This window comes from Acidobacteriota bacterium, assembly GCA_040754075.1.
Taxonomy (GTDB): domain Bacteria; phylum Acidobacteriota; class Blastocatellia; order UBA7656; family UBA7656; genus JBFMDH01.
Genome location: JBFMDH010000042.1, coordinates 39368 through 59741 on the forward strand (window position 1 = coordinate 39368; position 20374 = coordinate 59741).

The 20374-nt window shown below is 47.1% G+C and carries 10 protein-coding genes; all 10 read left to right on the forward strand.

What is annotated here, in order from left to right; genetic code table 11:
- Window positions 1–8: 8 nt before the first annotated feature.
- Window positions 9–1829, forward strand: a complete 1821-nt coding sequence (locus AB1757_28500; protein ID MEW6131005.1) for a long-chain fatty acid--CoA ligase — start codon at window positions 9–11, stop codon at window positions 1827–1829.
- A gap of 119 nt (window positions 1830–1948) precedes the next feature.
- Window positions 1949–4354 (forward strand): 3-hydroxyacyl-CoA dehydrogenase/enoyl-CoA hydratase family protein, encoded by a 2406-nt coding sequence (locus tag AB1757_28505; GenBank protein MEW6131006.1) that lies wholly within the window; start codon window positions 1949–1951, stop codon window positions 4352–4354.
- 71 nt (window positions 4355–4425) lie between these two features.
- Window positions 4426–5604: an acetyl-CoA C-acyltransferase gene (locus AB1757_28510; GenBank protein MEW6131007.1), complete on the forward strand. Its 1179-nt coding sequence runs from the start codon at window positions 4426–4428 to the stop codon at window positions 5602–5604.
- Window positions 5605–5772: 168 nt separating this feature from the next.
- Window positions 5773–7557 (forward strand): acyl-CoA dehydrogenase family protein, encoded by a 1785-nt coding sequence (locus tag AB1757_28515; protein MEW6131008.1) that lies wholly within the window; start codon window positions 5773–5775, stop codon window positions 7555–7557.
- Window positions 7558–7681: 124 nt separating this feature from the next.
- Window positions 7682–8626 (forward strand): MBL fold metallo-hydrolase, encoded by a 945-nt coding sequence (locus AB1757_28520; protein ID MEW6131009.1) that lies wholly within the window; start codon window positions 7682–7684, stop codon window positions 8624–8626.
- A 129-nt stretch (window positions 8627–8755) separates the two neighbouring features.
- A complete protein-coding gene (locus tag AB1757_28525) occupies window positions 8756–10288 on the forward strand; it encodes a benzoate-CoA ligase family protein (protein MEW6131010.1) in 1533 nt (510 codons plus the stop codon).
- A gap of 34 nt (window positions 10289–10322) precedes the next feature.
- On the forward strand, window positions 10323–11333 hold the full coding sequence (locus AB1757_28530; protein MEW6131011.1) for a YCF48-related protein: 1011 nt from the start codon (window positions 10323–10325) through the stop codon (window positions 11331–11333).
- Between the two features lie 353 nt (window positions 11334–11686).
- A complete protein-coding gene (locus AB1757_28535) occupies window positions 11687–15226 on the forward strand; it encodes a sigma 54-interacting transcriptional regulator (protein MEW6131012.1) in 3540 nt (1179 codons plus the stop codon).
- Between the two features lie 517 nt (window positions 15227–15743).
- Window positions 15744–17273, forward strand: coding sequence for a hypothetical protein (locus tag AB1757_28540; GenBank protein MEW6131013.1), 1530 nt, complete (start codon window positions 15744–15746; stop codon window positions 17271–17273).
- A gap of 169 nt (window positions 17274–17442) precedes the next feature.
- Window positions 17443–20374 (forward strand): hypothetical protein (locus tag AB1757_28545; GenBank protein ID MEW6131014.1); only part of this gene is annotated, 2932 nt, incomplete at its 3' end.

The following is a 20374-nucleotide window of genomic DNA, read 5'->3' on the forward strand; positions in this document are numbered from 1 at the left end:
ATTGCTTTATGACCCCAACCACCTTAAATCAACTGTTTAATTTTGCAGTCGAAAGCCGACGCGATGCGCCGCTTTTAAATTTTAAAAAGGATGGCAGTTGGCAAAAACTTACCTATGGTGAGGTTGCCCGTCGGGTTCGCGAACTGGCTTTGGGGCTATATGATATTGGATTTCGACGCGATGAAAAAATTGCCCTGTGGGCAGAGAACCGACCGGAATGGAATGTTGCCGATCTGGCAATTTTAGCTATAGGCGCGGTTGACGTTCCGGTTTATACCACACAGGCGCGCTCGCATATCGAATATATTTTAAATAATTCGGAAACTCGCGCGATTTTCGTTTCCAACGATTTTCTTACGGAAGCGATGCAATTTCGCGAGCGCGTTCCTTCATTAGCGTTCATCATTTCGTTCGACGCGGTTTCGGAATCGGATAAATCCGAAACGGTTTTAAGTGCCGAAGCATTGATTAATCGCGGACGAAAATTATATGGAGCCGACCCGAAACTCTACGAGCGATTGTGGCGGGAATCGCAACCCGCAGACCTCGCGACCTTGATTTACACCTCCGGGACGACCGGCGACCCGAAAGGGGTGATGCTCACGCACGAAAATTTAACCCAGAATGTATTGAATGTGGTTCAGTGGTTAAAGTTGGATGGGCGAAAGGACGAAGCCTTAACCTACCTGCCGTTTTCGCACATCTTTGAACGCGCTGTCTGGTATCTGTATGCGCATTGCGGAACGTTGATTTCCTATGCTGAAAGTGTGGATAAGGTCGCAGCAAATTTAGCCGAGGTTAAACCGACTGCGATGACCAGTGTTCCGCGCATGTTTGAAAAAATTTATGCGCGGATTTTAGCCAAGGGGATGGCTGAAGGTTTTCCCAAACGCCAGATATTTTTATGGTCGCTGGATATTGGTAAACGTTGGGCTGAGAAGAGAGATAAGCAGGAAACCATCGGTTTCGCTTTGAATTTAAAACATAAAATTGCCGATGCCTTAGTATTTAAAAAATGGCGTGAAGCATTGGGCGGCAGAATCCGAACCTTGATTTCAGGCGGTGCGCCGCTTGCCCCGGAAATCGCTTACACTTTCGCGGGAGCGGGGATGATGATTTTACAAGGTTACGGTTTAACCGAAACCTCACCGTCGCTCACCTGCAATACGGAAGAAGCCAACCGTTTCGGTTCAGTAGGGCGAGTGATTAATAATGTCGAAGTGAAAATTGCCGACGATGGCGAAATCCTGGCGCGCGGAAAAATCATCATGCAGGGATATTACAAACGACCGGATTTCAATGCCGAAGCGTTTTCCGATGGTAGGTGGTTTCACACAGGCGACATCGGGCATTTCGATAAAGACGGGTTTTTATTTATCACCGACCGCAAAAAGGATTTGATTAAAACCAGCGGCGGAAAATATATCGCTCCACAGCCGCTCGAAAGTTTAATCAAATCGAGTCGCTTTATTTCTCAGGTGGTGGTCATCGGCAATAATCGCAAATTCGCCTCGGCGTTAGTCGTGCCGAATCTGGAACTGCTGAAAAACTACGCGCAGTTGAAGCATATTCACTATCAAACCGTTGATGATTTATTAAAAAATCCCAGGATTCTGGATTTAATTCAACGTCAGATTGATAAAGCGACGCCGGATGTGGCGCAGTTTGAGCGCATCAAAAAAGTCGCGCTTCTGGAAAATGAAATGACGGCAGAGTCCGGCGAATTAACTCCAACCTTGAAACCGCGTAGAACCATCATCGAAAAAAAATATGCTGCGGTGATTGATGCGCTTTATGCTGAATCGGAAAGCAAAGCGTTCGTCGGCTAGGTTGGTTATTTAAAATAAAAAAATTGCTCTCTAACAAAGATTGTTTAAATTTTCAGTTTTATTGATTCGGGTTTTTATTATTTCTTCTTTGAATTTAATAGTCTTCGGAGGAACTGCCTGTGAGTTATCGAATTGAAAAAGTTGCAGTGCTGGGTTCAGGGACGATGGGGGCGCAGATTGCCGCACATCTCGCCAATGCCGGAATCGAAGTGTTGTTATTGGACATCGCTCCCAAAGAATTAACCGAGAGTGAAGCGGCGAAAGGCTTAACCCTTGACCATCCTGCGGTGAAAAACCGCATTGTTAATGCGGGATTGGAAACCGCCAAAAAAATCAGACCCGCAGCATTCTTTTCATCCTCGGTTGCCAGTTTAGTTTCAATTGGAAATTTTGAAGATGACCTGGCGAAAATTAACCAGTGCGATTGGGTAATCGAAGCGGTCATTGAAAACCTTGAAATAAAATCCGCATTGTATGAAAAGGTCGATAAACTGCGAAAACCGGGTTCGATTATCAGTTCAAACACTTCGGGCATTCCCATCCAAGCGATGAGCGAAGGACGTTCGGATGATTTCAAAGCCCATTTTCTCGGCACACATTTTTTCAATCCTCCAAGATACCTCAAATTGCTTGAAGTGATTCCGACCGCCGACACTAAATCTGAAGTCGTAAAGTTCATCGGCGATTTTTGTGACCGCAAACTCGGCAAAGGCATTGTTCTCGCCAAAGATACGCCCAATTTTATTGCCAATCGCATCGCCGCTTTCAGTTCATTTAATACCATCAAAACCATGATGGAGGGCGATTATACGGTTGAAGAAATCGACGCCATGACCGGGCAACTGATCGGTCGTCCGAAATCCGCGACCTTCAGAACGACGGATATTGTCGGTCTCGATGTTTCGCTCTATGTTGCCGACAATCTCTATAAAGCGGTTCCCAATGACGAACAACGCGAGATGCTGGTTGCACCGGATTTTTTGCGTGAGATGGTCAAACGCAAAATGCTCGGTAATAAAACCGGCGGCGGGTTTTATAAAAAGGTGAGAGGCGAAGGTGGAAAACCCGAGTACCAGGTTTTGGATTATAAAACCCTTGAATATCGCGCCTCACAGAAATTCAGCAGCCCATCTATTGAAGCTGCAAAACAACTGGAAAGCCCGGCTGAGCGATTGCGAGCGTTAATCTATAACGATGACCGGGTTGGTCAGTTTTTATGGAAAACCCTGAGCCGCAATCTGATTTATGCGATGAATCGAATTCCTGAAATTGCCGATGACATTGTCAACTTAGATAGCGCAGTGAAATGGGGATTCAATTTTGAGTTGGGGATTTTTGAATCATGGGATGCCATTGGCGTTGAAAAATCGGTGGCGCGAATGCGTGAAGAGGGGATGCAGATTCCCGAATCCATCGAAAAATTTATTGCCGCAGGTCATAAGAATTTTTACGAAAAACGCGATGGCAAAAACCTGTTCTATGATTTTGCGACCGCAACTTATAAAGAGGTTCCGGCGCGTTCCGGTGTGTTGATTTTAAAACCCTTCAAAGAGCAGAACAAAATCATCAAGAAAAATGCCGGTGCTTCGTTGATTGATATTGGCGATGGTGTAGCTTGTTTGGAATTCCATTCAAAGATGAATGCAATTGGCGGCGATACCATTGCGATGATGAATTATGCGGTTAAGGAAGTTAGTGAAAATTTTGAAGCTCTGGTCATTGCTAATGAAAGCGATAATTTTTCGGTCGGCGCTAATTTGATGATGGTAGTGATGGCGATACAGGAAGGGGAATGGGATGAGATCGCTATTTCTGTGCGCCAGTTTCAAAACGCCAATATGCATTTGCGATATTCGCCAAAACCGGTTGTCGTCGCGCCCGCGGGGATGGCGCTCGGCGGTGGATGTGAAATCACCATGCACGGCGACAAAGTGCGCGCCAATGCCGAAAGTTACATTGGGCTTGTGGAGGTTGGTGTCGGGTTGATTCCCGGCGGCGGTGGTGTCAAAGAATTGGTTTTACGAGCTACAGAGGGCGCAACTCCTGATGAAGATTTATTCCCGCGCATTCGCAAAGTTTCAGAAACCATTGCGACAGCCAAAGTTTCGACCTCGGCAGTTGAGGCGCAGGAATTAGGGTTTCTGCGTGACACCGACCACATCACCATGAACCGTGACCGTTTGATAGAAGACGCCAAGCAGACAGCGCTGGCGTTGGTGCAAGAAGGTTACGTGCAGCCGCATCCGCGAAGCGATATTCCGGTGATGGGCGAACCGGCGTTGGCGACTATAAAGCTGGCGATACATATGATGCAGCGTGGCGGATTTATTTCGGAGTACGACGCGCATGTTGCCAAAAAACTGGCGTACATTATCACTGGCGGTAATCTGTCAAGAAAGACCCTGGTGAGCGAACAATACCTGCTAGACCTTGAACGTGAGGCGTTTGTATCGCTTTGCGGCGAACGCAAAACCCAAGAGCGCATCATGCATATGCTCAAGACCGGCAAACCGCTGAGGAATTGAGCCATTGTAATTTGCACTCGAATAAGCGGGAATTTGATTTCAAATGTGAGGAATAAAAACGGAGCAAAAATATGAGAGAAGCAGTAATCGTTAAAGCATTAAGAACTGCAATAGGCAAAGCGCCGCGCGGCAGTTTGAAAGATACCCGACCGGATGACCTGGCGGGTGCGGTTATCAAAGCTGCAATCGAACAGACCGATAACTTTTCGCCCGAATTGGTCGAAGATGTGATTTTGGGTTGCGCGACGCCCGAAGCCGAGCAGGGAATGAATGTGGCGCGGCAGGCAGCTTGGCTTGCGGGACTTCCAAAGGAAACTTCTGCGGTTACCATCAATCGCTTTTGCTCATCAGGACTTCAAGCCATCGCTTTTGCCGCCGAGAGAATTCTCACAGGTTGGAGCGATTGCATTGTCGCGGGCGGTGTTGAATCCATGAGCATGATTCCGATGGGCGGCAATGTCATTCGTCCGAATCCCACGTTGGTTGAAACTTGGCCCGATTACTTTTTAAGCATGGGACTGACGGCGGAAAATTTAGCTCAGCAATATTCCATCTCCCGTGAAGAAGCCGACGCTTTTTCTTTAGCCAGTCATCAAAAAGCTCTCGCGGCAATCTCTGAAGGCAAATTCAAAGATGAAATCCTTCCCATAACCATCAAGACCAACGAATTGAATGGCAAAGGAAAGATTCAAACCAAAGAGCGGGTTTTCGATACCGATGAGGGTCCGAGAGCCGATACCTCACAAGAGGGATTAGCCAAACTCCGTCCGGTTTTTCATGCAAAAGGCACGGTCACTGCAGGCAACTCTTCACAAACTTCGGATGGCGCAGCCGCAGCGATTGTGATGTCCGCTGATAAAGCCAAAGATTTAGGCATCAAACCCGTTGCCAAATTGATTGCCTATGCAACCGCAGGAGTCGCGCCGGATTATATGGGCATTGGACCCGTAGCCGCTATACCGAAAGCTTTGAAAATCGCTGGACTCTCGCTTGAGCAAATCGATTTGCTCGAACTCAACGAAGCGTTTGCGGCGCAGGCGCTCGCGGTCGTTAAAGAACTCGGTATCAATCAGGATAAATTAAATGTGAATGGCGGAGCCGTGGCGCTTGGTCATCCCTTGGGATGCACCGGCGCGAAACTCACCGCAACGATTTTAAATGAGATGCAGCGTCGCAATGCGCGATACGGTATGGTGACGATGTGTGTCGGCGGCGGCATGGGCGCGGCAGGGATTTTTGAACTTCTATAAATTAACCAAGTCAGAATTCAGGAGTCAAAAGTCAGCATCAAAAAAAGGATGAAGTATGAATGATGAAGGCTGAACAAATGTTTTAAACATGCTCATCGTTCACCATCCAGACTTCATCGTTTCCGATATTCTGACTCCTGAATTCCATCAAACAAAGGAGTGATTATCATGAGTAGCGTTTCACCACAAAAAAATGTATTGCGCGGGGCGAGTTTTCTTTTTGAAGACCATAAGCCCGAAGATATTTTCACACCCGAAGATATGAGCGATGAACATCGGTTAATCGGACAGACCGCTTATGAGTTTTCCGAAAAAGAGGTGCTGCCTTTCGATGAAGAAATCGAAAAGAAAAATTATGCGGTACACCGTGAGCTATTGAGAAAAGCCGGTGAACTGGGACTGCTTGGCATAGATATTCCCGAACAATATGGCGGGGCAGGGTTGGATTTACTGAGTTCGCTCGTTGCATCTGAAAACATATCTTTGCAATCCTCGTTTTCAGGAACCGTCGGTGCGCATACCACCATCGGGACGTTACCGATTGCTTATTTCGGTAATGAAGAACAGAAGGAAAGATATTTGCCGAAACTCGCAACCGCCGAACTGGTCGGCGCATATGCATTGACTGAGTCGGGGTCGGGTTCCGATGCGCTTGCCGCTAAGACGACAGCCACCTTAACCGAAGATGGAAAGTATTACATCCTCAATGGACAGAAGATGTGGATTACCAACGGTGGATTTGCCGATGTCTTCATCGTCTTTGCCAAAGTCGATGGCGATAAATTTACGGCGTTTATCGTTGAACGAAACTTTCCGGGAGTTTCGACCTCGCCCGATGAACACAAGATGGGACTCAATGGTTCTTCGACCTGCGCAGTCAATCTTGATAATGCGCAAGTTCCGGTTGAAAACTTACTCGGAGAAATCGGCAAAGGTCATTTAATCGCGTTCAATATATTGAACATCGGTCGATTGAAACTCGGTGTCAGTTCAATCGCCGGTTCCAAACGGGTAACCACCATTGCTACGGATTATGCCAAGCAGCGGTATCAATTCGGTGTGCCAATCGCTTCATTCGGATTGATCAAACAAAAACTTGGTGAGATGGCGGTCAAATCTTATGTCGGCGAATGCATGATTTATCGCACGGTTGGGATGATTGAAGAGATGATGGCGACCGTTGATCGCAATATTCCGAAAGAGGCTTTGAAAGCCATCGAAGATTATGCGATTGAATGTTCGATACTCAAAGCTGCCTGTAGCGAATATCTCGCCTACTGTGTTGACGAAGGTGTACAGGTTTTCGGCGGCAATGGTTATTCGAGCGATTATCCGGTTGAACGCGCTTACAGAGATGCGAGAATCGCCCGTATTTACGAGGGAACCAATGAAATTAATCGATTGATTATTTCCGGGCAATTACTGCGTCGGGCAATGAAAGGCGAAAATCCTTTATTTGCCTATGCGAAAAAATTGCAGGAAGAGATGCTCACGCCATCCATGCCCGAAGAACTTCCTGACTCTCTATTTGCCGAAGAACGAGCGGCATTGACCAACTGTAAAAAAGCGGTAATCGCTGTACTAGGAACCGCCGCTTTGAAATACCGCGAAAAAGCGCAGGAGCAGCAGGAGGTGTTGGGCGCAGCGAGTGAAATGGTGATGGATGTTTATGCGATGGAAAGCGCCATCCTCAGAACTGAAAAACTGGTTGCCGCAAAAGGCGAAGCCAATTGCGGTTTACAAATCGATGCGACCAAAATTTTCGCTACCGAGGCTGTTCAACATATTGAACAGCGGGCAAAAATGGCATTCGCGGCAATGAGCGATGGCGATGAACTCAGAATGATGATGGCAGTCGTCCGCCGTTATATGAAATTCACGCCCTATAACACCGTAGCGGCGCGTCGGCGAATTGCTGAAGCGATGACCGAAGCCGGAAAATATAATCTCTAACCGATTGCGGATTGCGGATTGTGAAATGCGGAATGGCAAATGAAATTTGGTGGTTCATCCAATCCGTTTGTCGCAAGCCGTTAGTGAGATAACAATCCGCAATCTGCAATCTGCAATCCGCAATATGAAAGTTCACCGCATTATCGTGCCGACGCCATTTTATGTGGGTCCGGTTAATGTCTATCTGATTCAGGAAGACCCGCTCACCTTGATTGATGTCGGGCCGCGTAGTGATGAATCCTTAAAAGCCTTACGCGACGGGCTATTTCGATTGGGTCACAAATTATCGGATATTCAACGGATTATTATTTCTCACGCGCACGCCGACCATTATGGTTTGGCGCGCACGGTGGCGGAAGAAAGCGGCGCGACAATCCATGTACATTCGTGGGATGCGCCGGCGGTGTTGGCTACCGCGAATTTTGCTGCCTACCGAAACCTGTTAAGCGTTGCAGGGGTTCCCGAAGCAACCATCGAGAGAGTTGAAGCGGGACAGGCTAAATTTTTAGGTTGGGTTGATCAAATTGATGCGGTTGAAACCCTTGAAGACGAAGACGAAATTCTATTTGAAAAAGGCAGCCTGACCGTCGTCCACACGCCCGGTCATACACCCGGTTCGATTTGTTTGGCAAGAATGGGTAATCGGGAAATTTTCGCTTCCGACACAGTGCTGAAAAATATCACTCCCAACCCGGTTTTAAGCCCTGACCCGATTGATGAGAGGAAACGCTTTCAATCGTTGGGAGAATATCTGGTTTCAATGGCGCGACTCCGTTCGTTATCACCGACCTTGCTGCGAGGAGGACACGGCGATGATGTGACCGATTATGATGAACATTTTCATCGCCTCTATCGCTTTACCCAACTCAGACAAAATAAACTTCTCGGACTGATTCCCAAAAGCGGCACAACCGCCTGGGAGGCTGCTGAAAAACTATTTCCCGATGCCAAAGGCTATCACAAATACCTTGCCTTATCGGAAACTGTAGCCCATCTCGATTTCGCGGTTTCCGACCAAAAACTGACCTTACAAACCCACGATGCCAAAGATTATTACTTTCACGTTTAGATTGGAATTTCGTCGTTGACATCTCTCTGACAACATCTCGCTTCTGTATGAATTGAGTTGCGTGGCGCGAAGGGCGAATTGTTTGGGTGAATTTGATGGATGATATGGTCTGTCATATAATCGGCGGCGATGACTGATGCGGCTATCAACCTGACCCACTATTTTTTTAGTGAAACTAAAAATCAAAACCTTCAAAACCGGATTGCGATTGAATATCGAAGCCAGAAAATAACCTACGGCGAATTGACTGAAGCCATCGGTTCCGCAGGTGAGTTTTTACTCGGAAAAGGAATTCTTCCGGGGGATCGGGTGGGATTATGGCTGCATGATTCTCCTGATTTCATCGTTTTCTTTTTAGCCGTCATCTCCATTGATGCGATAGCCATTCCGATAAATACCTACATTCCGGCAAAAGAAATTGAATTTATTCTAAAAGATGCAGGCGTGAGATTCCTAATCGCCCATCATGACTTAATCGTTAAGGGAATTGACACGCTGTCGGGGAGCCTTGAAGTTTTGAGTCTGGATGTGAATCAATCCGTCAGTTTTGCCCGGTCGCTTCAACTTGAACAGCCAGTAAAACATCAAGGATTTCAAGGTCAATCGAAACCTGAAAATCCGGCATTTATTCTTTATACATCCGGCAGCACAGGGACGCCCAAGGGGGCGATTCATCGGCAGCGTGATGTGATTTTTACGATAGAAACCTATGCGAAAAACATTTTACGATTGACTGAAAACGATAAAATATTTTCTTCCTCTCGCCTCTACTTTGCCTATGGATTAGGAAACAGCCTGTCATTTCCATTAGGAGCCGGATGCACCGTGATACTTGAACCTGAGCGTCCAACGCCACCCCTGATTGCCAAGATATTCAAGCAACAACAGCCGACGGTGTTTTTTGGCGTGCCTGCGGTGTATCGCGCCCTACTGGATTTTCATCAATCTATTGAGCGATTGAATGTCGCTAATATTCGATTATGGGTCTCTGCCGGTGAGGCGCTGCCCGCCGCAATTTTCCACGAATGGAAACATGAGTTTGGTATGGAAATTCTTGATGGGATTGGTTCGACGGAAATGCTCCACATCTTTATCTCGAATCATCCAGGCAAGGCGCGCGCCGGTTCGAGTGGACAGGTCGTCAGTGGTTACGAAGCCAAACTGGTTGATGAACAGGGTAATGAATTGGCAGGCGAAGGGACGGGGAATCTCTATGTGAAAGGCGATAGCGCGATGCTCGGATATTGGCAACGCGAGGGTTTGACCGGACAGGTTATTCAGGATGATTGGGTAAAAACCGGCGATGTTTATCGTCGGGATAATGAAAATTACTTTTACCATATCGGACGAACCGACGATTGTTTTAAGGTGAAAGGGTTGTGGGTTTCACCGATAGAGGTGGAATCGGCGCTTTTAGAGCATCCGGCGATTGTGGAAGCTGCGGTTATCGCAGGCACGACCGCAACGGGATTGGCAACTGCAAAAGCTTTTTTAGTCATCCGAAAAGAGCAAGCGGAAATTCTAACAGCGGATGAAATCATTTCTTTTATGTGTGACCGATTGCCGACTTACAAAATTCCTACGGCGTATGAATTTATTGACGAAATGCCACGAACCACAACCGGAAAGGTTCAACGATTTAAGTTGAGAAAGTTGGACTAAAGTTAAGGGACGGGTTCGCGACTTGGAGGAATGAATGTCAAAACGATTTTTATTTTATACCACCCTTAAAAAACCGCTTGGGGATTTAAGGGGGGGTATCATCTTGGTAACCAGCATGGTTTTATTTGCCATTTCGATAGCCGCTCAGCAAGGGTGGACGAAAATTTCTTCATTAAAACAAAACGATCAACCGGCGACGATTAATGCGGTTTTCTACGATGGCGACAATCTGTGGTTAGTTGGAGCCGATGGACTGGTGATGCGGTCTACGGATGACGGGCGAAACTTCAATGAGGTTGATGTAGGCGTCAAAGAAGGGTTGAATGATGTGTTCGCCCGCAAAGATCGGATATGGATTGTCGGAGATGGCGGTTTAATTGTTTCGAGCACGGATAAAGGCAAAAGTTTTTCTAAAACCACTTATGATGCAAATCGAAAAGGGCTAAGTGTCCCGCAAGATAAAACCCTGGATTTATATTCCGTAGAGTTTGAAAGCAATGATGAAGGATACATTGTTGGCGATGAGGGGTTGATTATTCATACTACCGATGGCGGTCGCAATTGGCTTTTTCAAGCGAGTGGAACCAAAGCGCAACTTTTTCATTTGAGTTTTTTAAAAGATGAAGGGTGGATTGTCGGAACCGGCGGGATGATTCTTCACACCAATGATGGCGGGCAGAGTTGGTATCCGCAACGGTCGGGCGTTGATGTTGACCTGAATCGGGTATTTTTTATCAATGATAAAGTGGGATTAGTCACCGGAGATAAAGGGACTTTATTGCGAACCGATAGTGCCGGAAGCATCTGGCAGAAAGTCGAAACGGGAATTCAGGAACCGCTTTTTGGCATCAGTTTTCTCGACAAAAAAACCGGGTGGGTCGTCGGTTATCAGGGCAGAGTCATACGAACTTATGACGCGGGATTGCACTGGGTCGATCAGGTCAGCAATACAACCATTGATCTGTTTTCAGTGTCCTTCCGGGATAATCATGGTTTTGCTATCGGGCGAGATGGTGTGGTGATGCGATATTTTGAAAAACGGTAAATAGCGATTAACTCATAAAATTAAATTGCCGATTAAGACTGGTAAAAAAAGGCTCCAACTTGGAGCCTTTTTTATTAGTACATAAATCAAAGTGCAAAGCTGAAATTTCAATTTCGACCACAGAGTATCCAGCCGACTTGAAATATGTGGAAATTTTGTGTTGACCAACTAGGCTTGATTTTGATATTTTCACAACCTCACTTACAAACTGTAAGTTTAGTTAGTCCTATGGTTTGAAAAAAACAGGCTTCCCCCTGAGGCAATGTGGATAGGCATTATCCATATAATTCGGATAAGAAAATCCGAAGGTAGGTCAAAACACAATCGTTGATTTGAAATTTTAAGTGATAACTATGTATCAACCTCTGTTTGCTCGATCACTTTCATCAAGTGAAAAAGAGGCGCTTTTGGAATGCACGGCTTCAAGGGTTCGCGAAGAGTCACAGCGCGCAGAGGTCATCCTTTTATCTTCTCAAGGTAAAACAATTGGCGAAATCAGTGATTTTTTAGGATTTCACCCGACGAATATTAAAAAGTGGATACGCAATTTTAATGAAAACGGCGTTGAAGGAATAGCGGTTAAAAAGCGTGGGCCACAGGGTGGACCCAGACCCTCGTTTACCCGTCAACAAGTTAAGGAGATCATCAAACTTGCCAAATCCACCCCGGCAACCTTCGGGTTGAATTACAAAGAGTGGACGCCGCAAAAACTAGCCGATTTTGCGGTGTCCAAGGGCATTGTCGAACGCATCAGTCACGTGACGGTTCGGCAATTGCTGAAAAAAGAATTATTAACTGAACAGCAGGAAAAATCCCCAAACGAGAAAGATTCAGTGAGCCAAAACCATTCCAACACTGCCGTCGCATCACATTTTCAATATGGAATCGCTTCATTAAAAAATTCGGAATATGAAAAGGCGGTTGCCCATTTCCAGGTTGCTCTGGAAGAAGGAATTATCGAATTAGAGGATGAAGCCAATATCCGTTGTTTACTCAGTCAGGCGCTCGAAGAGTTGAGCCGCTATGAAGAAGCCCATACGGCGATTCGCAAATTTGAAGACCCCAAATTATTAACCCATCTTTCGCCGCAAAACCGCGCCCGCGTCCGTCTGCGCATCGGTTGGGCTGAGAGTTGGCTCGGTAATTATCCTGAGGCCATTGCCGCCTTTAATGAAGCCAAAAAAATATTTCTGGATTTACAAATTGATGCGGGGGTGAGCGAAGCGCATTACGCCATCGGTCGAACCTACATTGAGATTAACGAATTGCGTATCGCTCGTGACCACCTGTTGACCGCCATCAGTTTTCAACGAAAACTGATTGATAAAGAGTTATTAGCCAGAATTTATTCGCGCCTCGGAACCATTGATTTTGCAGAAGGCTCGTTTGCGAGTATGAAGGAAAACCTGCTCAAAGCTTTGGGCTATGTCGATGGGTCAACCAATCACAATTTAATCGGCATGATTTATCTCAATCTCGGGGCGGCTTTTCTGGATGATTATGTCATCGAGCAGGACAAGGTCGCGAAAGAGAAAAAACGCGCGGTTGAATATTTAGAGCTTGCCGTCAGTTATCTGGAAAAGGGAGGGCACAAAGATTACCTCGCCCTCGCCTATAACAATCTTGGAGATAATTTACGCGCCAGCGGGTTTTGGGATAAGGCGACAACCAGTTTACGAAAAGCCATAGAGGTTGCGCAGACCTATGCGAAGCCCAATTATGAAGCGACCGCCCGATTGACGCTTTCGGAATTGCTTTGCGATAAGGGCGAATTTGACGAAGCCGAAGAGCATTTGCGCAAAGGCTTGTCGTTGATTGGCAAGGATGAAAATAAATGGCTGGAGAGTAATGCTCTGAGGCTGTTGGCGAATGTTCAAAAAGGCAAAGGTCAAATCGACGCGGGATTACATTTGCTCAATGATTCGTTACAGCTATCGACATCCATCGGTGATCTGCATGGGGTGGCGCTGTCGCAAATCGCGCTGGCGGAATGTTATTTCCTTCAGAAAAATTTCGACCAATCTAGGGAGTATCTGGAACTGGCACAGGGGCGATTGAAAGAAGAAAAGTCGTTATATATGTCGGGATTGGTGCAACGATTAATCGGGCAACTGGAATCCGAAGCGCAACGCTTTGCCGAAGCCAAACAACATATCGCCCAAAGCATCTCGGTTTTTACAACTACAGATGTCCCCTATGAATTGGCAAGAAGTCATTATGAGATGGGGCGGTTATTAAAACGCTCGAATGATATAAAAGGGGCACAAGGTCATTGGGTGCAGGCAAAAGAGATATTTGAACGTCTGGGAGCCAAACCCGATATTATTGCCACCAATAAAAAACTGGCGGCGGTCACGAAGACCGCAGTTGATGAGCCGAAAATTTTTCACACCATTCTCCCCAATGATGTTTTGTTGATGCAAAGATTGATTGAGGCATCGGCTTCGAGCGAATTACTGGTTAGAGAATTAGCAGCAATTATTTATGATAACTTTCCGGTGACCGGCGTTATCGTCTCTAAATTTGTCGATAATCTGGATGTCGAACCACTCTCGTTTCAGGGCGTGACCCGTGGCGAATTGGATGCCTTATTATCCGCTTTCGACCCCAGAGGCATTGAAAAAGGTGAGCGAGTAAATGACTGGCAAGTGTTTAAAATTTGTGATGATTTGAAATCCCCGGTTTTATTATTTATTCGCGCCGTAACCGTGCTTGAAAGTGGTCGGTTGATGCCGTTATTGAAACAGGCTGAATTAGGGCTGGAAACCTGTTCATTACGGGTTGCGGCAAGAGGCGGTGTAACCATTGATGTTGAACAACGGGTGAAAACCGTCATGCCCGGATTTATTGTCGGCAGCGCGCCGATGTTCGATGTGATTGACAAGATTCAAAAAATCCGCACGAGTAATGTTACGGTTCTCATTACCGGTGAATCGGGAACCGGCAAAGAGTTGGTGGCGCGATACATTCATGCGGAATCTGCCAGAGCGCGAGCCATTTTTTTACCGTTTAATTGTACGGCAACCCCGAAAGAAATTATCGACAGCCAGTTATTCGGACACCGTCGAGGTGCCTTTACCGGCGCCACCGATAATTATCCGGGAATTATTCGGGCTGCCGATAGCGGCACCCTTTTTCTCGATGAAATCGGTGACCTGTCGCTGGAAGTTCAGCCTAAGTTAATGCGATTTCTTCAGGAATCGGAAATCCAACCCTTAGGGGAAACCCGACCTATTCGCGTGGATGTTCGGGTGCTGGCGGCTACCAATACTGAGCTTGAAAGAGCCGTCGATGATGGAAGATTTCGCGCTGACCTCTTTCATCGATTGAACATCATCCGCATCCACGTGCCGCCGTTGAGAGAGCGACGAGAGGAGGTTCCCATCCTTGCGTCACACTTTTTGGAGCACTTTGCCTCACGGTCAGGTAAACCGGGTATCAGGCTAACTCAAGATGCCATCGATGCCTTAACAGCTTATGATTGGCCGGGAAATGTTCGCCAATTGAGAAACGAAGTTGAGCGATCAGTGGCTTATGCCTATGAAGGTTCGATGATTTCTGTCGATGACTTGTCGGCGGAAGTATCTTCACCTAAACGTCACCAGTTTAGAGGGCAAACTCCTAAATCCGAGGAACTCAATTTGAGCGTTAATATCCCGAAAAAAGAGGAGAGACGGGAACCGGTTGAGCCAAACAGTAATGGTTTTGACTGGTCGCCAGGCGGGACGTTGAAATTAAAAGAGGTGACCGCAAAACTGGAGAAAAAAATCATTCAAACGGCGTTGGATAAAAATAAAAATAATCTTTCAAAAACCGCGCTCGATTTAGGCTTATCCAGAAGAGGACTGCGATTGAAACTGGTCCAACTGGGAATTTCTAAAGATGAGAATTAAAAAAGATATTTTCCCCCAAAGCGGTTGACAGTCGCCCAATTTAAAAATATTATCGTGTCTTCAAAATTAGCAAAATAGCATCACCATTTTGCGACCAAATGTGTAAATTCAGGTTCCATAGATACGGAGTTATCACCAAAATGGCAACTTTGTATCCATGAAAAACGATGGACTGATTAAACCTGAGCAGTTATCTGAGGGGGAGCAAGTCCGTAACCTATTTATTTTCAATTGGATTTATTTTCCTTAGAGTTGGTTGAAATATGACTTATTTGGCATAGATTGTGCAAATAGTTGCCGTGGTTCAGCCTCCATTTGGAAACTGGTTATCTGACAGTTTGGCAATTCAACTTATTCGATTTTTGGAATAACTTAAATGAAGGTAAGAAAAATGAGTGATTTTAAACGGTTCCTAACCTTAGGCGGGTGTTTGCTTTTATCGTTGGCTCTTTTGATTCCTTCGTACTCGTTTGCGGTTTCCTCCGATTTTGTGGTGACTACTTGGGCGATACAGGGGGTGGCAGCAGATAATAATATTCAATTTGCCTTTGACCGCTATATCTTTTTAGCTCAAAGGTCGCCATCCTTTACCGTTGATGATTCCACCGATTTAAGTTTATTAGATAATAACAAGCTCTACTTGATTGACACCAAAAAGACCAAATTCCAGCCTGTAGTCGCTGACCTTGGAAATTGCTACTATCCGACCAAGTTGTACTATAGCCCGGAAGCGGAAATGGCTTTCGTCAGGGCGACGCAGATTTTTGAAAGTAAGGAATTTCCGGGCGAATATGAAGCCCAGGCAGTCATTGTTTTTTTACAGGTGAATTTGGATGACGATGGTAAACCGATTTTCGGCTCATCAGTGGTCGTTCCTATCAGAGGATTTGAAGAAGAGTCCATACTGGACGCGCCGGATGATTTATTAGTCGGGCGAAAAGGTGAAATCCTGGTTTGTTCAAATGGCGCGTCGGTCTTTACTATCAATCTTAATCAGGCATATATCTTTCGACGCGATTTTGTTACTGCCGATAATTTTTACTCAGGTAAATCTTCCATTGCCTATTTGGGATTGAATGAAGAATCGAATATCCTGACTGTCCTGGTCAACACTAAGGAAAAAACCGGTGAGGAAAGTTGGTCACATTTTTCAGACCTCTATTTTTTTAGTGTAGATAAGAGTGGGACCTTAACCCAGAGGCGCAGAATTTTACCTGCTGAATTTCCTTCAGGGGTTTCGATTGCCACCGGCAGTAATGTCATTATCAATTGGGATGCCGACCGCGAAAGCCCTGTAGACATCGCCTATTTTACCGGCACCGACGGTAAAATTTATCAATTCAAATTTGACGGAAACAGCGATAGTACGGTTGAAGAATTGGTCGCCTTTAATAACTTAGTCCAGGATAGTTCACGCGAAGTGATGGACCCGGTTGAGATAAATTTAGAACGCGGGAGCCGAATTCTGACCATTGTTAAAAAAGGCTTCATGGAATTTATCACCCGCCCCGCCAATATAACCCGTCCGGCAAACGGGCGTCGTGGTCGTTTGGGACAAATTACTCGCCCGGCTAATTTGCATCTTACCCTGGAAGATGGAGCGGTTGCCTTTGCCCAATTAGGGAAGAAGAATAGAGTGACCAAAACCGCCGAAATATCTGAAACCTTCATTGGCGAACAAGGCGTGAGCCTTTTGCTTCAGGATTCAAATAAAGCCTACTTTTACTCATATCTGGGTAAAGTTTTTGTCGCAGATTTGAGTGCGGGAGTTGATACCGTTAAAGTCGGTTCACTCGGTCAGGTAGATTCAACTCTTGACCAGATGGCGTATTTTTCTGCGCGCAATAGTTTTGTGGGTATAAAAGCCCAGAATGTTGATGCCGAAGGGCAGGTCATCCAAGAAGGCGCAGTAATGTTAATCAAGCCTCGTGAGGGAGATAGCCTTTTAAGCGGGTCGAGTTTGTTTATTGATTGGGTATCCAGTGGGAATTTTCTAGCGAGCAATTTAATGAATACAATCCGCAGACCTTGCAATATTCTGCGGTAATCGGAATTGGAATAGTATTTTCCAACTAACAAACAGTTTTCTGAGGTTTGTCTTGGAAGAGTTATTGAATTAAATGATTCTAATAAGATTTCCCTCAGTTGCAGGATTTTTTCTGGTATTGAGGGTAAGTTTCGCCTCACTCTTTTAGAAAATAAGGAGAAGAGAATTTATGAGTTTGAAAAGAGCGGTAATAATAATGGTGGTGGCAATCGCAGCCGTAGCGTTGGCGTTGCCGATTGCGAGTATGCGAACTCGCGCGGCAGCCCCGTCGACGACGCCGATTGCTAAGACCGCTGTGACTGCCGAACCGGTGGCTGCCGCAACTGCGGAAGCCGGCAACAGCAATCTCAGTGCTCATCCACAACGTCAAGATGCGACTCGCGCCGCAGGTGATGCGGCGGGAGCCTCACGCGAAACACTGAATGCTCTGGGAATTCGCAAAGTGAAAAACCAGGCAGCAGCCAGTGCGAAAATTGCTAAACGAATCAAAGGCGGCGCGGACAATGCCACGGTTTCACCGCAAGCCGGTGAACCGGAAATTTTGGCTGGCAACGCGGCATTCTCGGCAGCCTTAATCACCACCGAAGGTGGACGCGACACGCAATTCAGCGAAGTGGCGTTACTGGCGGATTGGGATGGTCGCGAAGATTGTGTCGCGGATCGCTCCAAAAAAGTCGACGATTTCTCCGGGATTGAACCGGACATTGATTTTTCGTTGACGCGAGCGGCGATTTCCGAGCACACCGTTGCCAACGGATTTGCCGAAAACGTTTTCTATTATGGCGATTCAGTCGGCAATGTGTGGGTCGGTGTAGACACCACTGGCGATGGTCGAGTTGACCAGTTGCTGCAAATCAACCTGCCGACAGTGTTGAATGCTTTTGGCACGATCAACTCGGATGATCAGGTAACGATTACCGGATTAGCCGTAAACCCGGTGGCTGACCTTGGTTCCTTCGGCAACGTCAATGGCGCATATGCCGGGAATTTCGGTGGCGGCGCTCCGGGAACGACCGGTGTAACCGGCGAAATTCTCTATGTGTCGTTCTATGATTCCGAAGGTGGCTTGCGCCTAAGCAGCAATAACACCCTGGTGCGTTCGGGAGTGTTGGCTTTCCCGATTTCGGATGCCGTCAGCCCGGCGGTCGCACCTCCTGGTAACATCTCGGATGTCGGTTTCCCGGTGACCGTAGGTGGCTCGTTTGGTGTGGCATTTTCGGTCTTTGGCAGCGTTGCCGGAGTCGCCTGTGACGATGATGGCAGCGTCTACTTCCATCAGGTAGACCTGGTGCAATTCACCGGTGGCAACATTGTTAAGATTAACTCAGGCGATAGCCCAACCTGGCAAGACCGCAGTCTGGCGGTGAGCGGCATTTTGACACTCACCACCTTGAACCCGGCAGGCGGACAATATGGCACGACTTCGGGTCCGGCAACCCAGGTGAATCGCTTCACCAATTATTCAGGAACCTCAACCTTGTGGGGCAACATCACCACCATCGCTTCAGGTGGATGCAATGTGTTGTATGCCGGGGTTTCGCGGTCGTTCAACAGCGGCGATGATGCCTTCACGCAATTGACCGAAGGGTTGTTCCCGGCTCCGAGTGCCTATGGAGCGGCGGGCACCCCGTCGATGATTATCTCGTTTGCCGATTGCTCCGGTTGGACAGATATCTGCTCAGGTGTAACCGGTTTTGGTATAGGTGCCGGGAAAGGCCAGGGGGGACAAGGAGCACAAGGAATTAATGTTGGCGGCACGATACCGACAGGCAATGGTATTGCTGATGCTGCGGTTGCCGGACAAGCGGTGACCCCAGGGGTCAACAATTTCCGCATTTTCGCTTTAGGCAATGGCCCTGACCTGCGACCGCCGGCGGGTGGTACGGCGGTGGTTCCGGGCACCCCAGCCAGCGTTTTGAAAGTCGATATGCAGATTGACTACACCATTCACAATGGTTTGGCAGTCAATGAAGAAGGAACGGTTTATGTGATCAGCGGCGGCACACCTGCCGGAATCGGCAAGAATCCGTCACCGATGTTCACTGAGATATTGTGCTTTGAAGATATGTGTCCGATGGATCGTCGGGGAGATTTTGTTGACCTGCGGGGTGATGGATTAGACAATCCGCCCATCCCTGGTGGCAATGTTGGCGATGGCGATTCCGACCGATTCGATCATTTATTCTATCGCGCGCCGATAGACCAGGTGACCTTGACGCCAACCGGCTTAGCAGGATTGGCAGATGGTTTCCTGCGTTACACCAATCGCTTGGCACCAAACGCGATTTCTCCTGGCATTACCCTTGGACAAACGGGTGGTGCTGGCGTCTTGGGTGATGATGATACAACAGGACCCATCCAATTCGGATTATTAGATCCGAGTGAGGATGTTGCTGGTGGTGATGATAGTAACCCACCATTCTCAGGGGATGATGCTGATGGTGTTGGCAATCCAAGCCCCGTTTCAAATGGCGGCTTTGAATTCACCTTTGGTGGTCCGGTTGGCACAGCCAATTGCGTATGGAACGGGTTCTTCTGGAACTCAAATGGTAACATCACCTTTGGAGCCGGTGATCCCAGCAACGCTGTAAACATTCCTGATTTTCGCTCTGGGTTACCGAAAATTGCTCCAGCTTGGGCAGACTTGAACCCGGTAGCTCGCTCGTTTAATACACGAAGCTTCCCGGTAATGGCATTAGGTTTTGCCAATGTCAATGCCTTCAAGGTTCGTTGGATTAACGTACCGGAATTCGGCGCAGAAAGTTGCGTGGGTTCACAACTGACCAACGGTACATTTGTAGAAGCCGGTGTCACAAATACCTTTGCAGTTACTCTCTATGATGATGGTATTGGGTTGGATGAAAACACACCGGTTCCGCAATTGACTGAAGGTCCAACAGCAAACCGTTTCGTGGTGGAACCGAACACTGGCGTGATCGTGGGTTGTCCGCCAAGACCGGAAGGCAGTGGTTTCTTCTGGTTTGAATTCTGTCGCATGGACTTGCTCGGCACCGCTGATCGTCCGGTGATTTCCGGTTACTCGATTGGTGGCCTCAGCCCGCTCAATCCTCCGGGACTGTGCGAAGTCAACCTCTCAGAAC

Excerpts from the sequence above, each read along its gene's own strand:
- AB1757_28520 (MEW6131009.1), top strand. The coding sequence starts at position 7,682 with ATGAAAGTTCACCGCATTATCGTGCCGACGCCATTTTATGTGGGTCCG.
- AB1757_28530 (MEW6131011.1), top strand. The coding sequence starts at position 10,323 with ATGTCAAAACGATTTTTATTTTATACCACCCTTAAAAAACCGCTTGGG.
- AB1757_28535 (MEW6131012.1), top strand. The coding sequence starts at position 11,687 with ATGTATCAACCTCTGTTTGCTCGATCACTTTCATCAAGTGAAAAAGAG.
- AB1757_28500 (MEW6131005.1), top strand. The coding sequence starts at position 9 with ATGACCCCAACCACCTTAAATCAACTGTTTAATTTTGCAGTCGAAAGC.
- AB1757_28510 (MEW6131007.1), top strand. The coding sequence starts at position 4,426 with ATGAGAGAAGCAGTAATCGTTAAAGCATTAAGAACTGCAATAGGCAAA.
- AB1757_28515 (MEW6131008.1), top strand. The coding sequence starts at position 5,773 with ATGAGTAGCGTTTCACCACAAAAAAATGTATTGCGCGGGGCGAGTTTT.
- AB1757_28525 (MEW6131010.1), top strand. The coding sequence starts at position 8,756 with ATGACTGATGCGGCTATCAACCTGACCCACTATTTTTTTAGTGAAACT.